Annotated in this window: 17 protein-coding genes; 5 read left to right on the top strand and 12 right to left on the bottom strand. The window is 43.7% G+C overall.

Features of this window, described 5'->3' with window-relative positions:
* Window positions 1-145: 145 nt before the first annotated feature.
* From AACX68_RS17645 to AACX68_RS17620, 6 genes are read right to left on the bottom strand one after another with little or no spacing between them, the layout of a single operon-like run.
* Window positions 146-433 carry a colicin immunity domain-containing protein gene (locus tag AACX68_RS17645; protein WP_228859987.1) on the bottom strand — a complete coding sequence of 96 codons (288 nt, stop codon included), beginning with the start codon at window positions 431-433 and terminating at the stop codon, window positions 146-148.
* Complete coding sequence (locus tag AACX68_RS17640) at window positions 423-4907, bottom strand: RHS repeat-associated core domain-containing protein (RefSeq protein ID WP_228859986.1); 4485 nt, start codon at window positions 4905-4907, stop codon at window positions 423-425. The genes AACX68_RS17645 and AACX68_RS17640 overlap by 11 nt, the downstream gene beginning before the upstream one ends.
* A gap of 10 nt (window positions 4908-4917) precedes the next feature.
* Window positions 4918-5274, bottom strand: a complete 357-nt coding sequence (locus tag AACX68_RS17635; protein WP_228859985.1) for a DUF4150 domain-containing protein — start codon at window positions 5272-5274, stop codon at window positions 4918-4920.
* Window positions 5264-6484 (bottom strand): DUF2169 family type VI secretion system accessory protein, encoded by a 1221-nt coding sequence (locus tag AACX68_RS17630; RefSeq protein WP_228859984.1) that lies wholly within the window; start codon window positions 6482-6484, stop codon window positions 5264-5266. Before AACX68_RS17630 ends, AACX68_RS17635 begins: the two co-directional genes overlap by 11 nt.
* Before the next feature lie 12 nt (window positions 6485-6496).
* On the bottom strand, window positions 6497-8386 hold the full coding sequence (tssI, locus tag AACX68_RS17625; RefSeq protein WP_228859983.1) for a type VI secretion system tip protein TssI/VgrG: 1890 nt from the start codon (window positions 8384-8386) through the stop codon (window positions 6497-6499).
* 10 nt (window positions 8387-8396) lie between these two features.
* Complete coding sequence (locus tag AACX68_RS17620; RefSeq protein ID WP_228859982.1) at window positions 8397-10133, bottom strand: type VI secretion system baseplate subunit TssF; 1737 nt, start codon at window positions 10131-10133, stop codon at window positions 8397-8399.
* Between the two features lie 646 nt (window positions 10134-10779).
* On the opposite strand from AACX68_RS17620, the gene AACX68_RS17615 reads away from it, so the two are divergent.
* Entirely contained in the window at window positions 10780-12720 is a 1941-nt protein-coding gene (locus AACX68_RS17615) for an exoribonuclease II (RefSeq protein WP_228859981.1), read from the top strand.
* 139 nt (window positions 12721-12859) lie between these two features.
* Window positions 12860-13762, top strand: coding sequence for a class A beta-lactamase (gene bla / locus AACX68_RS17610; RefSeq protein ID WP_370630305.1), 903 nt, complete (start codon window positions 12860-12862; stop codon window positions 13760-13762).
* Window positions 13763-13856: 94 nt separating this feature from the next.
* On the opposite strand, the gene yciH is transcribed toward bla, so the two are convergent.
* The 4 genes from yciH to AACX68_RS17590 form a co-directional block, all read right to left on the bottom strand.
* Window positions 13857-14180: a stress response translation initiation inhibitor YciH gene (gene yciH / locus AACX68_RS17605; RefSeq protein ID WP_228859979.1), complete on the bottom strand. Its 324-nt coding sequence runs from the start codon at window positions 14178-14180 to the stop codon at window positions 13857-13859.
* Window positions 14173-14913: an orotidine-5'-phosphate decarboxylase gene (gene pyrF, locus AACX68_RS17600; RefSeq protein WP_228859978.1), complete on the bottom strand. Its 741-nt coding sequence runs from the start codon at window positions 14911-14913 to the stop codon at window positions 14173-14175. The genes yciH and pyrF overlap by 8 nt, the downstream gene beginning before the upstream one ends.
* 84 nt (window positions 14914-14997) lie before the next feature.
* On the bottom strand, window positions 14998-16167 hold the full coding sequence (gene lapB, locus AACX68_RS17595; protein WP_228859977.1) for a lipopolysaccharide assembly protein LapB: 1170 nt from the start codon (window positions 16165-16167) through the stop codon (window positions 14998-15000).
* 6 nt (window positions 16168-16173) lie between these two features.
* Window positions 16174-16494 (bottom strand): LapA family protein, encoded by a 321-nt coding sequence (locus tag AACX68_RS17590; RefSeq protein WP_228859989.1) that lies wholly within the window; start codon window positions 16492-16494, stop codon window positions 16174-16176.
* A 513-nt stretch (window positions 16495-17007) separates the two neighbouring features.
* Between AACX68_RS17590 and ribA the strand changes: the two genes are divergently transcribed.
* On the top strand, window positions 17008-17604 hold the full coding sequence (gene ribA / locus AACX68_RS17585) for a GTP cyclohydrolase II (RefSeq protein WP_228859988.1): 597 nt from the start codon (window positions 17008-17010) through the stop codon (window positions 17602-17604).
* A 69-nt stretch (window positions 17605-17673) separates the two neighbouring features.
* Here the strand turns inward: ribA and acnA are convergent, their stop codons facing one another.
* Complete coding sequence (gene acnA, locus AACX68_RS17580; RefSeq protein WP_228859976.1) at window positions 17674-20364, bottom strand: aconitate hydratase AcnA; 2691 nt, start codon at window positions 20362-20364, stop codon at window positions 17674-17676.
* Window positions 20365-20639: 275 nt separating this feature from the next.
* Between acnA and AACX68_RS17575 the strand changes: the two genes are divergently transcribed.
* Together AACX68_RS17575 and AACX68_RS17570 are read left to right on the top strand one after the other, a co-directional pair.
* Window positions 20640-21455 (top strand): hypothetical protein, encoded by an 816-nt coding sequence (locus AACX68_RS17575; RefSeq protein ID WP_228859975.1) that lies wholly within the window; start codon window positions 20640-20642, stop codon window positions 21453-21455.
* 113 nt (window positions 21456-21568) lie between these two features.
* Window positions 21569-22183 carry an FMN-binding negative transcriptional regulator gene (locus tag AACX68_RS17570; RefSeq protein ID WP_228859974.1) on the top strand — a complete coding sequence of 205 codons (615 nt, stop codon included), beginning with the start codon at window positions 21569-21571 and terminating at the stop codon, window positions 22181-22183.
* A 261-nt stretch (window positions 22184-22444) separates the two neighbouring features.
* On the opposite strand, the gene cysB is transcribed toward AACX68_RS17570, so the two are convergent.
* Complete coding sequence (cysB, locus tag AACX68_RS17565) at window positions 22445-23419, bottom strand: HTH-type transcriptional regulator CysB (RefSeq protein ID WP_228859973.1); 975 nt, start codon at window positions 23417-23419, stop codon at window positions 22445-22447.
* Window positions 23420-23566: the final 147 nt, after the last annotated feature.

The following is a 23566-nucleotide window of genomic DNA, read 5'->3' as shown; positions in this document are numbered from 1 at the left end:
ATCCAAGATTGGCGTCTTGCGATGAGTCGTTTTATGATTGAATTTGGTGACCGTTTAGACGGTCACGTTTAAACGAAAATGGCGATTACACAAAATACTAAACAAGGTCTCGTTAAGATCACTTCCGGCTTTATTCTAACTAAATTTATAATGTTCTTTTCCAAATTTGATTGAACTGAATAACCTCTGATAATAAACCATTTTCATCAAGATCATTTTCATCTCTAAGCAGTAGGTCTGAGCAATAAGCATCTAAAGAACAGAAGATTGAATCTAAATATTCCTGAGTCTCTTTTTTTATTAAACTCTTATCGTCGTTATCTCTGTAGTTTCGCCACAACTCAATATATCTTTTCTCAAAATCAGTTGGTGATATATCAACCTTAAGATAAGACTCAATTAATTCTATTAACTTTAATGAATTAGAACACATTTTTTGACTCCAGCAAATCAGATAGTTGTCGCTCAGATAATTTCCAGCCTGATATAAAATTACCACTCTTATCAGCCATAACGTTAAGGCCTGTATTTCGGTCAATATAATGAGTAACCTCTTGCTTCCAACGATATGTACCAGACATTGTTTCCGTCGTTGGTGATTCAATATGTTTTATCATTGCTTGTTCAAATGCTTCTATATTTTGCTTATTGGCATTACCTGGAATACCAAAGTCCTCAGCATGCTTAAATTTCTTCTGTAATTGTGATTTATCAAAATTAACATCACACGCAGATAGCCCCAGCGGATCTACCCAACTGATTGGATTGGGAACGTACTGGTATAAATTAAGCCCACCAACTAGCCCTATTGGGTCCGATGACAGATACTGCCCTGTATCACCATCATAATACCGAAACCGATTGTAGTATAACCCGCTTTCCTCATCCTCATACTGCCCTAAGAAGCGCAAATTGCAGCTAACGTGATAATCTTCATCATTTGCTGCCAATAATGGCATTCGTTCAGCTTTTCCCCACGTCCTTAGCCGACTGGCCCATACCAGTTTACCGGATTCGCTCAGTATTTCCCGTGCTGTTCCCTGATGATCACTGACGATATAATGCAGTTTGCCTTTTTCATAGCGGGCTGAAGGCGTTAACACACCCGGTTGATATAACCAGCAAATACTTCGCTCATAGGCAGGTGTGCCATCCGCATAAAGCGGAACTTCCTCAACCATCCGATCACCGCTCCACAAGTAATCATAGCCGGTGATGGTGTCGGCTTTTGCTGTTAAATCTGGCTTACCATTCAACCAGCGTTGCAGGTTCGCAGCGGTCAGTTTGCCATCATGCACTTTTAATTTGCGGATACGCCGCCCGAACGCATCATAACGATAGAGCCAACGTGAACCATCGGGTGTTTCACAGTGTGTAAGCTGGTTTTGGGTATCCCAACGATAACGCCATATCTGTGGCCGGAAACCATCATGATGTTCGGTTTTTTCCACTTGCCTGCCGTTATCATCGTAACGATAAGTGACATTGTCACGCTTAACAACCCGACCTGCCTGCTGATGTTGTTCAACCTGTTCAATTACTCCTTTTGCATCCACCAGCACATGCAAATTCAAGTTACCATTGGGGTCATAACCAAATTGTTCTTCATAGGGCAATCGGCCGTTAAATGTAGCACTGATGATCTGGTCATTCTGGTTATAACGATAACGAGTCTGCCCCCAGATACCGTCATCGATCATGCTGACACTGTAGGCTCGGTCATATTGCCAACTGCGGTTAACTGCGGTGGCCTGTGGCGGAAAATGGGGATCATTTTGTGCCAGCGTTTCACGGAACAATGCTGTTGCCCGTCCGGCTGATTGGTGTGCCAGCAGTCCCGTAGTGGTATAGCGGCTGGCAAGAATAAACCCCTCTGCACTTTCCCGTACTGTTTCCCGTCCTAAAGCATCATGGCTCAAAGTCAGAGGTGTATGCTGGTTAAACTGGAAGTGGTTAACCGCTCCCATCAAGTTATAGCCAAATTGCAACGTATGCCCACCGATAGTTTCAGCGGTTATTTGCTCGAGATCGTTCCACTCACGGATCACTTCCCGTCCATTAATACGCTCACAAACAGGCAGTCCAACCGCGTTGTATTCATATTCCACCACCGCATCATCATTGACTGCACGGGTAAGCTGACGACGGGCGTTATATTCATAAGTGGAAACCGATTTCAGTTTTTCCTTCTCTCCCGCCTGATACCAAGTTTCCTGTCGGGTCAATAAACCAGCCGAAGAGTAATGCCAGCGCAAAGAGTGGTTATCAGGGTAACGAGTTTGAATACGACGCCCTAACGCATCGTACTGATAGTCAATAACGCGACCGGTAAAGTCGATTTCACGGATAACCTGACCAGCAGCATCCCGTTCATAGCGATAAGTTTCTCCTGTAAAAGCCGTAACTGAACAAAAACGGGTAAGTCGGTCATAACCAAAGTGTAATGTCGTCCCATCCGGGCGGGTAACGTGTGTCAGCAGGTCAAAAGCACCATAACTATAACGAGTGATGCGACCTTCCCCATCAGTTACCGCAATAACACGCCGTTCACTGTCATATTCAAAATGCCGGGTAACACCATCCGGCAATTCAATTTCTGTCAAACTACCATTACTCACACTGGCATGAGCAGTGCTGTAGCGGTAACGGGTTTCCTGTTTAAGTGCATCTGTCGTACGACGCAGACGCCCCAGTTCATCCAGTTCCAGACCCGTTGTCTGACCATCAGGTGTCATAATTGCAGCCAGCCGCTGATGTTCATCATAGGCATAATGCCATTGCCGGCCATCCGGCAGCAGGCGTTGCCGCAATTCGCCGTGAGTACCGTACTGATATTTTTCTCTATATCCTTGTGGATTGGTAACAGCCGTCAGACTGCCCTGCTCATCATGGTGGAACTGCCAAATATCTCCGGTAGGTAAAGTGGCTTCGATAAGCTGACCATGTTCATCGTAGTCATAATAAAAAGCCTCTCCCGTTGGTAGTACCATGTTGGTCAGAGCACCATCATGGTTGTATTCAAAAGTGGTATATCCTCCCAGCGGGTCAATTTCCCAAACTTTCTGGCTGTAGTACCACTGGGTACGTGTTTCCCGCCCTAACGGGTCAACCTGACGGATCACCCGATTATTCTGGTTGTAATAGAAAAGGGTTTTTCCGCCTTCGGCATCAAGATAAGTAGTAACACGCTCATCATCGTTATAAATAAAGCGATCTGTCCAATAACCGCCGGAAGAATGGGTGGAAACGACTCGTCCGCGCTCATCGTAGTGAATATAAAAATCTGTTTTATCCGAGTCATGCCAACGAGTCATAAATCCTTGTGCTGTGTATTCATGCCACAGATGATTTTGCTGAAAAGCATCACATTCCGCCAGATAGCCGTATTGGTCATAACGACATGTGGCAAGACGCTGCTGTATCTGCTGAAAGTGGTAATCCACTGCCCGCAGTTGATGATCCTGATAATGAAGGGCTAAACGAAAACCATCATTGCGGATAACTTCAATTAACTGATGCTGGTTGTTATAGATAAACTGAATATGGTTCTGGTGGCGATCCGTGATAGCAGACAGCCGACGCCGATTACCGTCAATATGATTAAAGTGGAAAGTTTGCTGACTCTGTTTATTTATCAGACGCAATTCACCATTAAGTTCTCCTGTCAGCAAACAATGAAGGAGATGTCGGTTACGCGCCAGAACCTGATTTTCCGGTGTTGAAAAATCATAAACCTGCCCATCTGCGTCAGTAAAATGGACTTTTTCACCGTCTAATACCAATTGACGTGACCAGTCATCGGCCCATTTCTGCCCGAATAATCCACTCTGACAAGCGGTAGAACGATAATTCCGGGTTAAAGCAATAGGTAACAGGCCGGGGATGACGATAACTAAGAAATTTTGTAGATAATCCCCTGAGGTTATATCGACAGGTTCACCCGGTGTTGCACAACCGGGGCCGGAGCAGCCGTTTCCTTTTTCATTCGAAGGGGTTGTAGAGTCGTTTTCTTTTTTGCTTTCTTTTTCTTTGTTTTTCTTAGCGTCAGCAGATTGACCTTCTTTCTTTTCTCCTTTAATTCGACTACCTGATTGATTTGTTTTTGATAGCTCTTCTGCTCTAGTTACGGCTTTGGCTTCAGTTAATCCTTTTTCTGTTGCGAGAAATTTAGTTATTACTCCTTCTCCTTTTACTGCTTTTGAGAGAAAAGCCACTGACTCCGTCCCTACTTTGATTACTGTCTTTACTTCACCGGGACCAACGAAGAAAGTAGCAACATCACCTATCAAAGCACCACCTTTCTGAGCAGGGTTACTTAACTCCATATGTAAAGATTCTAAAAATCCTTGAGTTGTATCACCATACTTCTGACCAAAATTAAAAATCGCAGAGCCTGCGCTTTCTGCTCCAATCTTTGAAAATGCAATTCCCAGCGCTTTCATTTCCATTTCAGGAATCTTTTCTATAACTTGTGCTAACTCGACTACAGAATTAAAAAAACCCTTTCCTGCTCCTTTTACTGCTTCTAGAGGGTGTTTAACTGCTTCAATAAGGTTATGTCCTTGCTCGTCAACCCACTGAACGACAGCAGAAGCTTTCTCTGTAAAAAGTTTTGGAGGGCTATTCATAAAAAATTTCAATGATTCATATAGGCTATTACCAGATACTATTTTTTTTACCGGTTCCGGCGGATTATTAAAAAAATATTTAAATGGTTTTAATAGATCATCATAAAAACCTCTTTTGCTCCTAACATGGCTCGCAGATTGTGATTCTTGTGGTGTTTCCGATTTAACAGGGGGATTCGCCTCCTTCGGACTTTTTTTTGCTTGTTTTGGCTGACCAACAATAACGCCCACTGTATTTCCTGTACCCGTTGGACTATCATTCTTTGCTCCTTTTGCCATATTCCGCTCCTTATGATCCATTCATCCAGAATTTATCCGTATGGCGTAACGTCAATTTGCCGCCAGCCCGTACCGTTTGCGTATGTTCTTCCGGATGACATTTACCCCCTACTGTGCCACTTTTCACGCCCGTCGCCGTTCCAGCTTCGTCCCCCAATGTCTGTGGGACAAAACTTTGCCCGAATACTACGACTGGCTGCCCGTTTGCCCGAACCGATGAGACCGGCGCAGAGGAGTCTTCCAGTTTGGCAATAACCGGATAAGGGATCGGTGGTGTGGCAGGCCCTATCGGGGTTTTACAAACATCGGGAACCAGACTGATAATCAACCATTGGGTATCTTTTCGGGCAATATAGTTATCCGCCATGATGCTGCTCCTGTTCAGAGGCAAATTTGATCAAAGGTGCTTTCGGATTTATTTCAAAGCGGGCTTCAGCCACTCTGATTGGCAAATCAATGCTGAAATGCAGACGAAAAGTCAGTTCCAGCGTCATGGCATCGGTATCAATAATCAGGGTATCGAGGTTCATCAGAACCGGGAAAAGAGCACCATCATCCATACGGAACAAGATAAAAGGACGATGCCCCGGCAATTGAGTTTGCAAAGAGCCATCCGGTGTCAAATTAGTTAATTGCAGTGAAATATCGGTAGAAGGCCAGTCAATTTGCTGATCTTGCGGAGCACAATTCCAGTAACCGAAATCAAAATCCTGTGGCAGATAAGGATGGCGCTGTTCCAGCCATGTCTGGTTATAGGTTCCGGCTAACGTTCGGCGCGGTAGCCACGCCCGACCGATAATTCCCATCCCTTGTGGCTGGCTGGCAAGTTCTGTCACTGAAAGCTGGCCTGCCAGCATTTGGGCAAAGTGCTGTGCAGTGACTGGCGCATCCGGATGGATAATACGCGGAGCTGGATAACGAGCTTGGTTTTTGGCGTGGGCATACCAAGGCAGAACAAATCCCGTACCGATGGGGTTATATTCCCAAACGGCATGAGCTACCGGCGCTTGATCGCCGTCGGGGTGTTGGCTGAGCTGTTCAGATGTGAGTTTATCTTCTTCTGCCAGCGCATCGACCGCTTTGTCATCATCAGCTTCAATCCGGCATTCCCCGCCAAAAGCGTAACGGTAATCAAGAGGTAAGCTTGCAAACGGCTTAGGATCAGAGAGTTGCCATTGTCCGTTATCCGTGCGGAAAAATTCCCGCTCTCCGGATATATTCAGTGTCTTATCAAGCAGAGTGTTGCCATTAGCCTCTGTCACTGACAGACGGATAGGAAAAGAGGCACAAGGCTTACCTTCTGGTGCATAAGCCGTACCATTAATAATTACATCACATTTAGGTTTAAAAGGAGCCAGATCACTTTCCTGCAATACCTGCGAGACATTTAATCCTCCCCGATATTGATCCTGTATACACAGGGTCATTACCGGAAGCAATTCAGCCAGATATTCGCCTTTAGCCGCAGGCAATAGCTGATAGCCCACTTTCATGGCAATAACATCGTATTCCTGATCTTCAGTATCCAGCATCCGGTAGTTCATCACCGAAAAAGGAGTGAGATTTTTGAATTCCATCGTCCGGTCTCCTTAGTTCAAATCGATGTCTTTGCCACTGATTTGCACAGGGCCGCTGGCTTCGAACCTGAACTCTTTACCTTTGATGGTAATTTTGCCATCTTTGTCCATTCTCAATGTGCTCTTACCGCATTTCAGCTCAATCACCTTACCGGCACTAATAGATAAAGTTTGCCCCACAGAAATCCTTTTCTGCATACCCACCGTTTCTTTCTGACTAACAGAAACTGAAGTATTCATACTGGCACCAACATTAATCCTATAGCTTGCCCCTACTCTCAATATTTTGGTGAGTCCAACCATTTCAGTACTACGAAGCTGTACCATTTCCTGTCTATTCTTTTTCACGACAACAGCTTGTTTTCCATCAACTGCCTCAGTGTGATTACCTTGTACCTGAGTAGTGCGGTTATTTAGTACCTTGGTGTTCATATCTTTTTGGGCATGAATAAACACCTCTTCGCTACCTTTCGCGTCATCAAAACGCAGTTCATTAAACCCTTCTCCTTTGTGAGTGTGGGTTTTGAAGGTGGTGCGGGTTTTCTCAGCAGGCAAATTAAGTGGGGAGCGATTGCGACCGTTGTAGTTACAGCCTGTCACGATGGGGCGATCAATATCACCGTTAAGGTAAGAAATAATCACTTCCTGACCGATGCGGGGGATCGCCATAAAACCGAATCCATTACCATTCCAGCCCTGTACTACACGAACCCAACAGGAGGAACTATCTCCTGCTTCATCGTGGCGGTTCCAGTGAAAATGTACTTTAATAGCACCGTGTTCATTAACAAAAATTTCCTCACCCGGTGGCCCTACTACCGTTGCCAGTTCATCACCATCTGCCAGCGGCTTATAACGGTATGGTGGTCGCCAGTCGTTTTTTCCCGGAATAAAAGTGACGTTATTGGTCAGAGTTGTGCCTTCTCCCGCAATACCTGCCGCTTGTGGCTGAGAACCGTAATGGTTAACAGTAACGATTTGCCAGCGGTTATTCATGGCTGCAATCGGATGGGATTTCAAAGTAAAAATTTTACCGGGACGTAACTGAACACAGTTTGTCTGGGCCGAACCCAGTTTACTTTCGCTATTAAGTTGGCTCAGGCGTATTTCACCCAGCGGTTTACCTTCTTTACTCCACGGGAAACGACCGGAACTTTCAAATATTGGGTGACGCCCGCCTTGCGGTAAATCAGCCTGAATCTGCAAGGGCTGAGAAGGTCTCAACCAATTGTAATCTTTATGAATATATTCATCCGGGCAGAGGTATTCCCCATATTGCCACTGCCAGGCTGTAGTATCTTTATTATCGGTATTGGGCTGATTGTTATAAGTCAGGCTCAGATCTGCTTTCATACCTAAATGGGAATCGCTGAAAAAGAGTTGCTCCTCCTCAAACCAAAACGCAATTCCTTCTTCAGCCGCCAACCGGCACCAAAAATCATAGGCAGATTCACGTTTCTGTGTGGTGTATTCCCGTACAGGGTGAAGATTACTGTCTTCATAGAATTTGCTATCAGATTTGACGCGGTGTTCTTTCAACAATTTTTTGAGGATATCCGGTACTGACTGGCGCTGAAAAAGGCGGCTATCCTGATGAAGAGTCATACGCCACATTTCTGGCCGGATAGTAAAAATATAATAGGTTTGTCTTCCGTCAGTATTGCCCTGTACAGCACCTGCCACAATACCGTTAACTTTACGCTCCGCTTTACCATCGCGAGTCACTGTTAAAGAAGCATAAGTTCCCAGTTGGTCATTAAGAACAATATTATTAAGGGAACTGACTACCGTCAGTGACAAGTGGTAAAGCTGTGACAGCCCTTCCTGTAAGCTGAAATTCACAACCTGAAAGGTCGTCCCCGATAACGCACCTATCTGGCAAGTAAAAACTAACCCATCCATTTGTATCTCCTTACATAATTGGACGATATCCTTGCAGCGGGCAAGGCGATAGCAGCCATCGAATATTAGAGCTCTGCCAGATAATCGTCATACGTATACGCATATCTTCGCTAAGGCAAAATGGTAAGAACTGGTAGAGAGCGTTGGAGAACCGGAACAGTTCTCCCTGACTGATATAAGCTGATTCATCTAGTATTAGTTCAACGTGGACACAACGATGAGGCACACCCCGGATAAGCCAGTCACCGGGCGTAGACTGGATCTCCACAATACCTGCCGTCATTCGTCGAATATCGCGGTGCGTATTGCGATCCAAATCAGCATAAAAATCATAATCCAGCAGCAGTTGTTTAAGAGCAGATACCGAATTCAGCCAGAATCCGTTGGCAGCATGATGTGACAATATTCCCCAGTAACGGGAACAATCTGTCACGGGAGGATAGGCACAAGAAGCCGGCGTCAGATTTCTGGCCTGCAACCCGTCAGGAATATCCTCTTCTGTTAAACAAATATCCCCTGCCACCAACCTCGGCAAAGCGGTATTAAACGTCGTTAAACGACAGGTGAATTCCTGCTCTGGCGGCTGTTCCATCAGGCGAGCATTGCTGTCATAAAACACCAGAGCATATTCCAGACGTTCGAACGCATCACGGGTAACATCCAACGCATAAAACCAGGTTTTTTCATCTGCGCCGCGAAAGAAATGCGTGAACTGGCTTATAGGTAAAAATTGAACTCGTTTTCCCCGCTCCTTACCTGGCTCATCTTTTAACTGAAGCTCAGTGATGCGTAAAATCCCCTGTTCTGATGGCAAAGGCAATGGGTAACGAGCGGTATCCGGCGTAAAAGGAAGGGTGATTTTCAATTCACGTTCTAGATTTACGACAGGTACACAATGGAGATGAAAAGCATCGGCCAGTTGGGCTTCAGTAAGAAACAATGCTTCATTGAGCTTTAATGTGATGCTGAATTGTCGGCTTTCGATCATGGACAACCGATTACGCATGACTGTGGGTAACGATAACGTCAGAAAATGGTGAACATGTGGCAGGTAAAGTGATTCTATTAACATCTGAGGTGCCCAGTTTCCTGCTGTTAACGCGGGAGCTGGTAAAATCATGCGTGAAATTCCCGACAGAGGTTCAAACCAAAAGGGTTCAGCCGAATAATTCAATCCGTTATGGTTTAGTATCGCACCCCGTAAGTTGCGGCACAGAGCAAGCATCAAAGCATCGGCTACTGTCTCATCAGGGCTGAGAAACAGATTAATGGGGCTGATGGGCCAGTAATCATCCCCGCCTGTATATTGGAAAGTCAGGGTAATACTGCTGGTTTCCTCCTGACAACTCATCTCCCGAGCGACCAGCATCAGAGGCTCAATATTACACTCTCTGCCTGTAACAAAAGTTGCCCCTGTATTTGATGAAATTTCTGATCCACGCCGTAATATATCGGCGGATTTAATTCCTTCCATTGCACTAAACTGAACAACACTGGTTGCTGGAATTCCTTTAACAGGTAATGCTTTTAATTGTTGTAGCAGAGGTAAAGTAATTTCAGGAAAAGCATCATCTATTTTTTGATGTAAACGAGCCATTAACACAGAAAAACCCTGATTCAGCCGCTCAATATCAGGATCACATCCATTAAAATTTTCTGCTAAATGTGGTTTTTCTTTACTGGCTAATTTTTCAATTTGCTGTAGGTAATCCAATTCCCACTGATAATAAAATTGAAAATTATCCATGCCTGTCTCTTTTTTAATAGTCAGCAATTTAAATACTATATTTATTTTAATAGCGTAAATATCGCCATTACCCTCTTATACCTATTCAACTTCAAGATGCGTGTTATATCTCCCCGCGGCGCGGCGAGATATAAGGACTCACCTCATATTGCCCGTTGTAACTTGAAGTTTATCGAGCATATATACCTAAAGAAAAACAAGTTAGTTAAAACCAGAGAAAATAGAAAAACAAACATAAAAATCAAAAAGATAAATTAAATTAGGAATGATAAAAAGGACTTCAGTTCTGATGAAGAAGAAAAAACACCTTCGTTTATTATCAATCATGAATTTACACAACAACATAATCTAGTCAAATAACGTTTATAAATGTTTAATTAACAATATTTAATTAAATCCAATAAAATATTTAAATAAACAACTATATTCATCAGATATTAAATTCAGAGCTAACCTCTGAGTGAATATTCAGCATCTTATCTTATATTATTATTGTTACTGCATGATCATCTGTGAGCTGTATAAATATTACTCTCACTAGGTACTTTTTCGTGTTTTGATAAGATGTTACTTGCCCGATACCCTCGATTCGCGTAAAACTATTACCTAAATTATCGATAATAACTCCACAACTCTCCTGATTATTATGTTTCAAAACAATCCGCTGCTTGCTCAGCTAAAACAGCAACTACATTCTCAAACCTTGCGTGTAGAAGGTTTAGTCAAAGGAACAGAAAAGGGCTTCGGCTTTCTGGAAGTCGATGGTCAAAAAAGTTACTTTATTCCTCCTCCTTATATGAAGAAAGTGATGCACGGCGATCGAGTCAGTGCTGCTATTCATACCGATAAAGAAAAAGAAGTCGCTGAACCGGAAGAACTGATTGAACCTTTCCTGACCCGTTTTGTTGGCCGGGTTCAGAAAAAAGAAAACGACAACCGACTGTGGATTATTCCCGACCATCCATTGTTAAAAGACTCTATTCCATGCCGACCCTCCAGTCAGTTAACTCATAATTTTGAACAAGGTGACTGGGCAGTTGCTGAAATGCGCCGTCATCCATTGAAAGGTGATCGCGGGTTTCATGCTGAAATAACCGGCTATATAACTCGTGGTGATGATCACTTCGCTCCGTGGTGGGTTACGCTTACTCGCCACAGTCTGGAACGTGAAGCCCCATCAATGGCAGATTGCCAGTTGGATGATGGTTCTCTTGAGCGTATCGACCTGACCTCCCTTAATTTCGTCACAATCGACAGTGCAACAACTGAAGATATGGATGACGCACTGCATATTGTCAAAAATGATGATGGTAGCCTGAAACTGTCTATTGCTATTGCCGACCCGACTGCCTATATCAAGGCGGGCAGCGATCTGGACACAATCGCTTATCAACGCAGCTTTACCAACTATCTGCCGGGCTTCAATATTCCAATGCTGCCCCGCGAACTTTCTGATGATTTGTGTTCGCTTCGTCCGAATGCGCGCCGCCCTGCTCTGGTTTGTCAGGTTTCCATTCTGGAAGACGGCCAATTAGGTGATGACATTCAATTCTTTGCCGCTTGGGTCGAATCGAAATTCAAGCTGGTTTATGACGAGATTTCTGACTGGCTGGAAGGTCAGGAAGGCTGGAAACCGGGTTCAGATGCTGTCACTGAACAAATCACACTACTGAAAGAGATGTGTGAACGCCGTAATAACTGGCGTCAACAGCACGCTCTGGTATTTAAAGATCGCCCTGATTACCGGTTTATTCTGGATGAAGGCGGCAATGTCACAGATATTGTCACTGAGCAGCGTCGCTCTGCAAACCGCATTGTTGAAGAGGCAATGATTGCAGCTAACCTTTGTGCTGCGAAAGTCCTGCGCGATAAGTTAGGCTTTGGTATTTATAACGTTCACACCGGCTTTGAGCCAACACAGATTGAACAGGTTGTTGACGTACTCAAAGAACACAGTATTGAAACCTGCCCGGAAGCACTTATTGGGCTGGAAGGGTTTTGTGAATTACGCCGTGAGCTGGATAAGCAACCGACTCAGTTCCTTGATAGCCGTATCCGCCGCTTCCAGACCTTTGCGGAAATTAAAACAGAACCGGGTCCACACTTTGGGTTAGGTTTTGACGCATACGCCACATGGACGTCCCCTATCCGTAAGTACAGCGATATTATCAATCATCGTTTGCTGAAAGCCGTTATTCAACACACTGAGGCAGAGAAACCGGCTGAAGAGATCTGTTTGCAGCTGTCCGAACGTCGACGCGCAAACCGTATGGCCGAACGCGATGTTGGTGACTGGCTCTATGCCCGTTATCTCAAACCTTATGCTGGCACAGATAAAATCTTTGCTGCTGAGATTATTGATATCACTCGTGGTGGTCTGCGTGTTCGTTTGGTCGACAATGGTGCAATTGCTTTCGTTCCGGGGCCATTTCTGCATTCCGTCCGTGACGAGCTTCAATGCAGTCAGGAAACCGGCTCTGTCCTGATTAAAGGAGAAGCAGTTTATCGCCTGAACGATATTATCGATGTGCGCCTTGAAGAAGTCAGAATGGAAACCCGCAATATCGTGGCGCGTCCTGTTAGTTAACACAGGATCAACATAATAGGCTATTCCCAATAAAACGGGGATTTCCAGAACATAAACACACTGCCGCTATTATAGGCGGCAGTTTCATAACAAAACTTAAACCATCGTTTAATTTTATATGAAATTCCCTACACAAAAAATCATCCCTAAATTCATACCCAAGTTTATACATGGTGCTGTAACACTCTTACCTTTACTGAGTACTCTGATAATTTTCCCTTCTCAGGCATCTTCCGGTCACAGTCAGCAAGAGCAACTAATTAATCAGCTCACTGCTTTGGAACAAAGTGCCAATGGGCATCTTGGAGTGCTCTTAATCAATAGCGCAGACAATTCAACCATCGGCTATCGCGCAAATGAGCGTTTTCCATTATGTAGCACCAGTAAATTTATGGCAGTGTCTGCGCTACTGAAAAAAAACGAAACAGATGAAAATTTGTTAAAACAAAGAGTTAATTACAAACAATCTGATTTAGTTGAATACAGTCCGATTACTGAAAAATATATTGAAACTGGTATGACACTGGCGGAGCTAAGTGCAGCAACTTTGCAATACAGTGATAATACCGCCATGAACCTGATCATTAACCAGTTAGGTAGTCCTGAAAATGTGACAACATTTGCCCGAACTCTCGGTGACACGATGTTTCGGCTGGATCGTAAAGAACCAGAATTAAATCTGGTTCAGCCGGGTGATGAGCGTGACACTTCAACACCTCAGGCTATGGCAGAAAGCCTATATAAACTGACTTTAGGTGATTCCCTCGCACCAAAACAACGTACACAACTGGTGGAATGGCTGAAAGGAAATACCACTGGAAATGCCAGTATTCGTGCTGGCTTACCAAAAGATTGGGTTGTCGGGGATAAAACCGGTCGCTGTGATTATGGCTCAACCAACGATATTGCCGTAATCTGGCCGACAGGCAACCGAGCACCACTGGTATTGGTGGCTTATTTCACTCAACCCGGTGATAAAAATGCCAAAGCCCGCCCTGATGTACTTGCAGAAGCAGCGCGTATAATGATTCAGGCTGAATAAGATCCTATAACGGGAATTATGAACACAAGCTATGCCATAAGTCTGTTACATTGCATAGCTTGTGAATATCGATAAAGTGAGATGAAAAGCTAAATCAGCCACCAGCCAGTTTGACTTTCATGCCTTTCGCTTCCAATAACTGTTTTAGTAAATCGCGTTTATCACCCTGAATTTCAATCTCACCATCTTTAACTGAACCACCGCAGCCACATTTTTTCTTCAATTCTGCGGCTAGCTTAGCAATAGTTTGATCATCAGCATCAATTCCTGTGATAACACAAACACCTTTGCCTTTACGCCCGCTGGTCTGGCGTTGGATACGCACAATCCCATCACCTTTAGGACGAGCCGATGGCGCTTTTTCTTCCTGAATGCGGCCGCTATCTGTTGAATAAACCAGACGTGAGTTATTATCCATGAACAATCCCGATTGATTCATTAATTTGCTGCAATGCCAATGCCGGATTTTCAGCTCGTGTAATCGGACGCCCGATCACCATATAATCCACACCGGCCTGAATTGCCTGTGGTGGTGTCATAATACGGCGTTGATCCCCGGCATCCGAACCTTCAGGACGAATACCCGGAGTAACCAGTTTGAATTCCTGACCACATGCTGCTTTCAGTTGTTGTGCTTCATGAGCTGAACAAACCACACCATCCAGACCACACTGTTTAGTCAGTTTCGCCAGACGTTCAGCGTGCTGAGCTGGCGTCACATCAATCCCGGTGCCTAACAAATCAGACTGATCCATGCTGGTCAGGACAGTAACGGCGATTAACAATGGTGCATCTTTACCATAAGGTAATAAAATTTCTTTAGCAGCGGTCATCATTCTTTCCCCGCCACCGGCATGAATATTGACCATCCAAACGCCCAATTCTGCCGCTGCGGCTACAGCTCTTGCTGTGGTGTTAGGAATATCATGAAATTTGAGATCCAAAAACACGTCAAAACCACGCTGGTGCAACATACGGACAAACTGCGGGCCATTTAATGTAAACATCTCCTTGCCCACTTTCAGACGACAAGATTGAGGATCAATCTTATCGACAAATGCCAGTGCTGCATCCTGATTGTCATAATCCAACGCAACAACAACCGGTGATTCAACTTGCTTACCTAAAGCTTGACCTGTATGGGATGTCATTTTTTAGCCTTTAATTTTAAAATGAATTTTATTTCGCGCATAAAAATTTTATAAATAAAAAACGCCACCAATAAAGTGACATTGTCACTGCCCGTCTAAACCACGAATGGGTTTAATTGTGTCCCACGAACGACATGAAGGACAATGCCAATAAAGTGAACGAGAAGTAAAGCCACACTTATGGCATCGATAATCGGGTTTGGTTCGGATCTGTTCACCTACCATATTACGCAGAAGAAGCAAACTTTCTTTGGCCCGTCCTTCTTCTGCATCAGCCAGATGGTAATCCATCAGGCGATAAAAGAGACGCATCGTCGGATGACGTTCCAACTGGCGATTAATATAAATCTGGGCTGTATCACGCCCCTCTTTTTGTTCAATAATGTCGGCCAGATGGATCTCTGTAATTGCTCCGCAATTTTCTTCCACGCAACACCGGATGAAAGCTTCCCACTCTTCCGGCTGAACAAGCTCCCTATAGCACTCCTGCAACATCGGCAAAACTTCGCTAACCAGTTGTTTATCCTGCTCGAGAACTCGTTTCAGCACCTCAGTGGCTTTGGTATATTCTTTCTGCGCCATATAAATACGGCCAAACATGATAGATACACGGGCACAATTTTTATTCGCCTGAGCAGCCTTATTCAAATACCCGATAGCATCACTGAAACCGTCTTCCCTCATTCCCTGTAGAGCTAATTCACAATAAAAATGGGCGATTTCTTCACGGAATTGCTGTTTACCCAACCTGACCAGTTTCTCTGCCACCTCGATGGCTTTGCTCCAGTCACTGGTTGATTGATAGATAGTCAGCAAAGAATTAAGCGCGCTCTCCCGAAAATCCTTTTCATCAATTAACTGAACAAACATATTTTCTGCCCGATCATATAACCCGGCAGCCATGTAATCTCTACCGAGCTGCTGAGTAGCCAGTAAACGTTGTTCAAATGTCAGGGAGGCACTTTCCATAAGGGATTGGTGAATACGGATGGCTCTTTCAACTTCACCACGGGAGCGGAACAGATTTCCCAGCGTTAAATGTGCTTCAAACGCGGAACTGTCCTCTTTTAACATATCAAGAAACAGATCGACTGCCTTGTCCTGTTGGTTCGAAAGTAAAAAATTAACCCCATCAACATATTCACGGGACAGACGGTCTGCCGATTGTTGCTTATCTTGTTGAGCACTTCTGCGTCCCATATACCAGCCATACGCGGCAGCAATAGGAAGCAACAGAAACAACAGCTCTAACATGGAGTATTATTCCTTGTCCAGGACCACTGAGGCTTGGGAGGCCGTTTTTGTCGATAATTCAACTGGCTGCTCCAACTGGGTCTCCAAGCGCTTAATTTTACGTTTCGCGCGTCTTAACGACATGCTGGTGCGCAGATAGAACCCGCCACAAATGCCCCATCCAAGAGCAAAACCGATGGCAAATAAAAACGACAGCAAAGTGGATATCGAATAATCACCTTTGGCAATCAAATAATTGAAGGTTACCACTTGATTATTATTTGCTCCCAGTGTTACTGAGATAACAAAAACAACCAGTGCCAGTAATAAGATCAGAAAATATTTCACATTGTTTCCTGTTATCGATTGTTGCTGATTGATATGCCAAATAACAGACATAGTGGCTTGCTAAATTAGCATTTCTCATCTACGCAAAGGAAGTATTTTATTGCACTAAACCAATATTTCACCCTTTTTGTGACAATATTCTACTTTGCTGCCTGTAATTCCGTCACTGCTTTCCGTTGAACAAGCATATCCAAATAAAACAAATAACTAGATGTATCACTATATATGAATTTTCACCGGCATAAAGGCACCGGATAAGTCTACAAAAATATGTTTACAGTTTAGCATGTTAATATTACTGCAAACTGCAATTGTCTCTCCTGTGCTTTATCCGAAAATCCGGCATATCTTTATCTACGGACATAAGCATAATTTCTGTTATACTCGCGATGCGTACATGCGCTGTAATCAGAGAAAATTTTTGCGTAGTTTTAGCTGATTTCCAAACTGGTATTGTTCTGAGTATCGCAATATTGTCATTGTAACGAGCTAAATCAACATATGAATACAAACATACAGCTAACACGAGTAGCTGAAGCCAAACTGCCCACTCCCTGGGGCGAATTTCTGATGATTGGATTTGAAGAGATAGAAACAGGCCGAGATCATGTTGCCCTTGTATATGGTGACATTTCTGGTAATGAACCGGTTTTATCCCGTATCCATTCAGAGTGCCTGACCGGAGATGCTTTATTTAGCTTAAGGTGCGACTGTGGTTTTCAGCTCGAAGCTGCTCTGTCACAAATCAGCCAGGAAGGCCGGGGTGTTCTGCTATATCACCGCCAGGAAGGCCGCAATATTGGTCTGCTGAATAAAATTCGGGCCTATGCATTGCAGGATAAAGGTGTTGATACTGTCGAAGCTAACCATCAGTTAGGTTTCGCTGCCGATGAGCGAGATTTCACTCTGTGTTCAGACATGTATAAATTACTGGGTGTACATGCTATCCGTCTTCTGACGAATAATCCACAAAAAATGGAGACTATGGTCGGAGCCGGCATTAACATTGTCGAGCGTGTGCCGCTTATTGTAGGGCGTAACCCTAATAACGCTTACTACCTTGATACAAAAGCGCGCCTGATGGGGCATCTGCTGTCCAAATCCAGCTAATTTCTTTCTACAAAAAAATAAAAACTGCGTCGGTGTGGGCGCAGTTTTTCATTTCAGCAATGCTTATTTTTACTTCAGCATATTGCGGATAACATAATGCAATATGCCGCCATTATAGAAATAGGCGAGCTCTGTATTAGTATCAATTCGACAATGGGCATTAACCTGAATTTCCTCCCCACTAGGGTAAGTAATTTTCACAACAATAACCTGCCCGGGCTTTATATCATTCAATCCGCCGATATCAATGAATTCATCCCCAGTCAGGTTAAGAGTTTTACGAGTGATGCCCTGTGGAAACTCCAGCGGTAATACCCCCATTCCAATCAGATTGGAACGGTGAATTCGCTCAAAAGATTCCGCAATAACCACTCTTACACCCAATAAGCTGGTTCCTTTCGCCGCCCAGTCACGACTGGAACCAGAGCCATATTCTTTACCAGCAATAATGGCAAGCGGTTTTTTCTCTTCCTGATAACGCATAGCCGCATCATAAATAGCCAGCTGGCTTTGTGACGGGATGTGGCGCGTATATCCCCCTTCAATACCGGGCACCATTTCATTACGAATACGAATATTAGCAAATGTTCCACGCATCATAACTTCGTGATTTCCGCGCCTTGAACCATACGAGTTAAAATCTTTCGGTGCTACGCCATGATCCTGTAAATATCGCCCAGCCGGGCTATCTGCCTTGATATTCCCTGCGGGAGAAATATGGTCTGTTGTTACTGAATCCCCTAAAATGGCCAGAATATTAGCCTGATGGATATCCGTTACCAGCTCAGGCTCCTGAGTCATGTGGCTAAAGAAAGGCGGAAGACGTATATAGGTTGAATCCGGCTGCCAGGAATAAGTGGCTGAACTTTCGACTTCCAGTGCTTGCCAGTTTTCATCGCCGTCAAACACCGCACTATATTCCTTGTGGAACATCTCGGTTCTGACTTTTTCCACCGCTTCAGCAACTTCCTTACTGCTCGGCCAGATATCTTTCAGATAGATATCACGCCCCTGCTGATCCTGCCCAATTGGTTCACTGGTCAGATCGCGTTTCATACTACCGGAAAGAGCATAGGCCACGACCAGTGGCGGAGAAGCCAGCCAGTTAGTTTTGACCAATGGATGAATACGCCCTTCAAAGTTTCGGTTGCCGGAAAGCACGGCTCCGACTGTCAAGTCAGACTGTTTAATCGCAGCCTCAATCTCATCCTGCAATGGCCCTGAATTACCAATACAGGTAGTACAGCCGTATCCCACTAAATTAAAGCCTAACTTTTCAAGATAAGGCATGAATCCGGCCAGATTCAGATATTCTGTTACCACTTTAGAACCCGGAGCCAGTGACGTTTTAACCCATGGCTGCCGTTGTAACCCCTTCTCAACCGCTTTTTTAGCAAGTAAGCCGGCTGTCATCAATACACTGGGATTGGAAGTATTAGTACAAGAGGTAATAGCTGCAATCACTACCGCCCCTTCCTGCAAAGAAAATGCCTGGTTATCTACTGTCACAGGGATAGATGATTGCAGCCCCTGCTTTCTATTAATATCCAGATCCATTGAGGACTGGAAGGCATGTGGAACACCACCCAGCGCGACTCTGTCCTGAGGACGTTTTGGCCCCGCTAAACTGGCTTCTACCGTAGACATATCCAGCTCAAGACTGCTGGTGAAAATTGGCTCATCTCCGGCATGACGCCATAATCCCTGCTGTTTGCTATAAGCCTCAACCAGCGTAATTTCATCTTCGCTGCGTCCGGTTAATCGCATATAACTCAGGGTAATATCATCAACAGGGAAGAAACCACAAGTTGCGCCATATTCCGGCGACATATTGGCAATCGTCGCCCGATCTGCCAATGGCAAATCAGCCAAACCATCGCCGTAAAATTCAACAAATTTGCCGACCACACCATGTTTACGCAGCATCTGTGTGACAGTCAGCACCAGATCAGTCGCGGTGATCCCTTCGCATAATTTTCCTGTCAGTTTGAAACCAACCACATCCGGGATCAGCATGGAAATTGGCTGCCCTAGCATCGCGGCTTCGGCTTCAATTCCGCCAACGCCCCATCCAAGCACACCGAGACCGTTAATCATTGTGGTATGAGAATCGGTACCAACCAATGTATCCGGGTAGGCAAAATCCCTTCCGTCACGGTTTTCATACCAAACCGCCTTGCCTAAATATTCAAGGTTAACCTGATGGCAAATACCTGTTCCGGGAGGAACAACCCGGAAGCGATTGAAGGCTTTTTGCCCCCAGCGTAAAAATAAATAGCGTTCATAGTTACGCTCCATCTCAATCTGAACGTTCTCTTCAAACGCCTGCTCAGTTCCGAATTTATCCACCATGACAGAGTGGTCAATCACCAGATCAACCGGTGATAAAGGATTCACCTGATCTACATTGCCACCAAGCCTTAAAACAGCCTCTCTCATTGCAGCAAGATCCACGACGGCGGGTACACCGGTGAAATCCTGCATTAATACACGGGCAGGACGATAGGCAATTTCCCGCTCAGCATGACCGCTTCGTTGCCATGCCACCAGCGCTTTCAGGTCATCTTCAACAACAGAATCACCATCAATATTACGCAAAAGGTTTTCAAGCAGAACTTTCAGTGACTTAGGGAGGCGGGATATTTCACCCAGTTGCTCAGATAACAGAGGTAAACTGTAATAATGGTAGGTCTTACTGCCAGAAGTTTCACTGTTAATGGAAAGTGTTGAGGCACAGTCCGTTTTCAATTTAGACGACATAACTCCTCCATTTTTATATTTATGACCAGCTACACCCTATGAATTTCAATTTGAAAAACGACGGATATATATGATTAAACATAACATACTAGTAGATAATTGTTATTCAGCTTTCACATATTTTGCCAACCCGCTGTAATTCCTCACTTATTGACAAACTTTAGTGATGACACCCACAAAATAGATATGTTCTATTGATGGCCGGAACTGATATTCAGCGCCCAGAATATCATCATCAACCATATTATTGTTTATTAACTATTGGAAGGCGAATTATGGATAACGAAATTATTATTAAGCGTGAAAATTATCTAAACCAGATAAAACAGGCTGAACAATTTTTTTGTCATAATATTGAAGATCATTTCACTCTCTCCGACCATCGATTCAGCGATGCTGATGGCCTAGTTCAATTTGTCATTGCATCACAACTCAATGAGAAATCGAATGTTATGAAGAAGATGGACGATATAAAAAAAACTCAGATAGCTCTTTCTTCTATTGCAACTGATTATATTATCAGATACTCCGATACCCGTGGCCGACAGTACAGAACAGATGTCCAGTTCTGGGGTGATATTATGGGAAAGCTGCCATTAATGAGTGTCAGAAATATTGAAAAGCAAACATATCAACATGTTATGAAAGGTTTTTCTATCGCAACCAATTTATTACAGCTGATCATGGATATCGTTGTGAATACTAACTCTCCGGGCATGAAGAGCTTTTCACAGTTTCTGCAAAAACAGGGGGATGCGATCAGACTCGGGCTGAAAAAAAATGATGACCGTTATTCAACAATCACACTGGCAAGCATCATTGAGGCAGTCGGTAACGATAATCAAGTCATATATATTCCCAAAATAAAGCTTTTTAAGCTGGATTTTGACAGAGCAAATTCAGAAGTTACATCAAATTGCGCTTCCAATGAAACTATCAATGTTGAATTTAATTACTCTTCCTGCGTGTCATTATTTGATTATCAGGCATTGGAAGATCCAGAAATAAAATCGGCTTTTGAAAGTTTTCTTCTTAAAAACAAACGAGCATCAATAGAAAAATCAGATAATTTTTTTAGCGGCGAATTTTAAAAAAAGAAAATTATAAATTTTGATTTGAATAATATATTCATATACGATTGTTATATTATTATGTCAGCGTTATTCTGAAACCAGTTAAATTTATTGTTATCGGAGTGATAGACATGTATACGCCTCACAAAATGCAAATGCAGGACAGAGAAGATATTACTAAGTTTATTTCTACTTATAGCTTTGGATTGCTGGTTTCTCCCTCTTTGGCCGGAACACATCTTCCTTTAGTCCTGAATCCCGATGAAGGAGAATATGGTACGTTATACGGCCATATATCTAAGGCCAACCCACACTGGAAAGAATTAGAAAATCAGCCTGTTCTGGCCGTTTTTACCGGCCCTCATGCCTATATATCGCCTACGTGGTATGAATCTGAGCATGCTGTACCCACCTGGAATTACACTGCTGTTCACTGTTACGGTGTCACAAAATTTTTAAATGGCAATGAAACTCAATCAGCTTTAAAAGATTTAGTTAATAAATATGAGCCGGGGCTAATGAACAACACTGAGTTAATGCCAGAGGAATATCTCAATAAACAACGTCAGGCAATTGTCGGATTTAAAATCACTATCACGAAAATAGATGCAAAAGAAAAACTAGGGCAGCATAAAAATCAGGGTGATCAAAGAGGCGTTTTTTCCGCTTTGAAGGAAAGTAAAATGCCAGACAATAAAGAACTCGCTAATTATATGAAAATACGTAACGTCGGAACCGGAGAATAATTAAACAGTCTTTTAACTCTATAAAGATTGTCTGTTTATTGCTTGTCTTTATTCATGAGATACAGAAAAGCAGAGAAAAATAGCCGTGGCTATTTTTCTCTGCTTTTCTCTGAACCCGTACTTCGCTTATACACAATGGATTTCAAGATGCGTCGCGGCGGCAAGGGAGAAAATCCCCAGGAGCATAGATAACTATGTGACTGGGGTGAACGAGCGCAACCAACAAAGAGGCAACTTGAAAGACGAAGTGTATATACCATTTTATATAATCGGTAATTCAATATCCTTGAACATTTCTTCAATTTCTTCATTAGATCGCAAGGCAACCGCTTGATCCACGACATTACGGGTTAAATGTGGAGCAAAACGCCAGATGAAATCGTACATATAACTACGCAAGAAGCTGCTACGACGGAAACCAATCTTAGTTGTGCTGTAACTAAACTTATCACGCATGTCGATTCGAACCAGATCACTGTCCTGAACCGGCTCTACCGCCATACTGGCAATAACCCCTATTCCCAGTCCCAGACGGACATATGTCTTAATCACATCGGCATCTGTCGCAGTGAATACAATTTTAGGTTTAAGCCCTGCACGGTCAAAAGCAACATCCAGCTCAGAACGCCCTGTGAAACCAAAGGTGTAGGTCACAATCGGGTATTCTGCCAGCTCTTCAATGGTGACATTCTGCCTTGCCGCCAATGGGTGATCTTTGGTGACAACAATCGAACGATTCCAGTGATAACAAGGCAGCATGATGAGATCACTATAAAGATGAAGCGCTTCAGTAGCGATTGCAAAATCACTGTTCCCTTTACAGACCTCTTCTGCAATTTGAGTTGGTGAGCCCTGATGCATATGAAGGGAAACATTAGGATAACGCTCAATAAAACCTTTAATAACAGGCGGTAATGCATACCTTGCCTGTGTGTGTGTCGTCGCAATATATAAAGACCCACGATCAGGGTAAGTGTGTTCACTGGCAACTGAGCGAATCGAATCAATTTTTGACAGAACTTCACGTGAAATACGGACGATTTCCTCACCAGCCGGTGTAACGTGTGTCAGATGTTTTCCACTGCGCGCAAATATTTGAATACCCAGTTCATCTTCAAGCATCCTTACCTGTTTGCTGATCCCTGGTTGAGAGGTATACAATCCTTCCGCCGTAGAAGAGACATTCAGGTTGTGATTAACCACTTCAACGATATAACGTAATTGCTGTAGTTTCATATCAGCACTGTCCCTAAATTGTAATTTATATACGAATGTTTTTTGTAGTTTATATCAGCTCTATATTGCTAATAGTTATTCTCATATAACCATATAGAATATATTTATGTAGACATATAACTACTATAACACTTGCTGTATATATAT

Origin of the sequence: Xenorhabdus sp. PB61.4 (assembly GCF_963894935.1) — a bacterium.
GTDB classification, from domain to species: domain Bacteria; phylum Pseudomonadota; class Gammaproteobacteria; order Enterobacterales; family Enterobacteriaceae; genus Xenorhabdus; species Xenorhabdus stockiae.
This window is presented reverse-complemented; position numbering and strand designations above follow the sequence as displayed.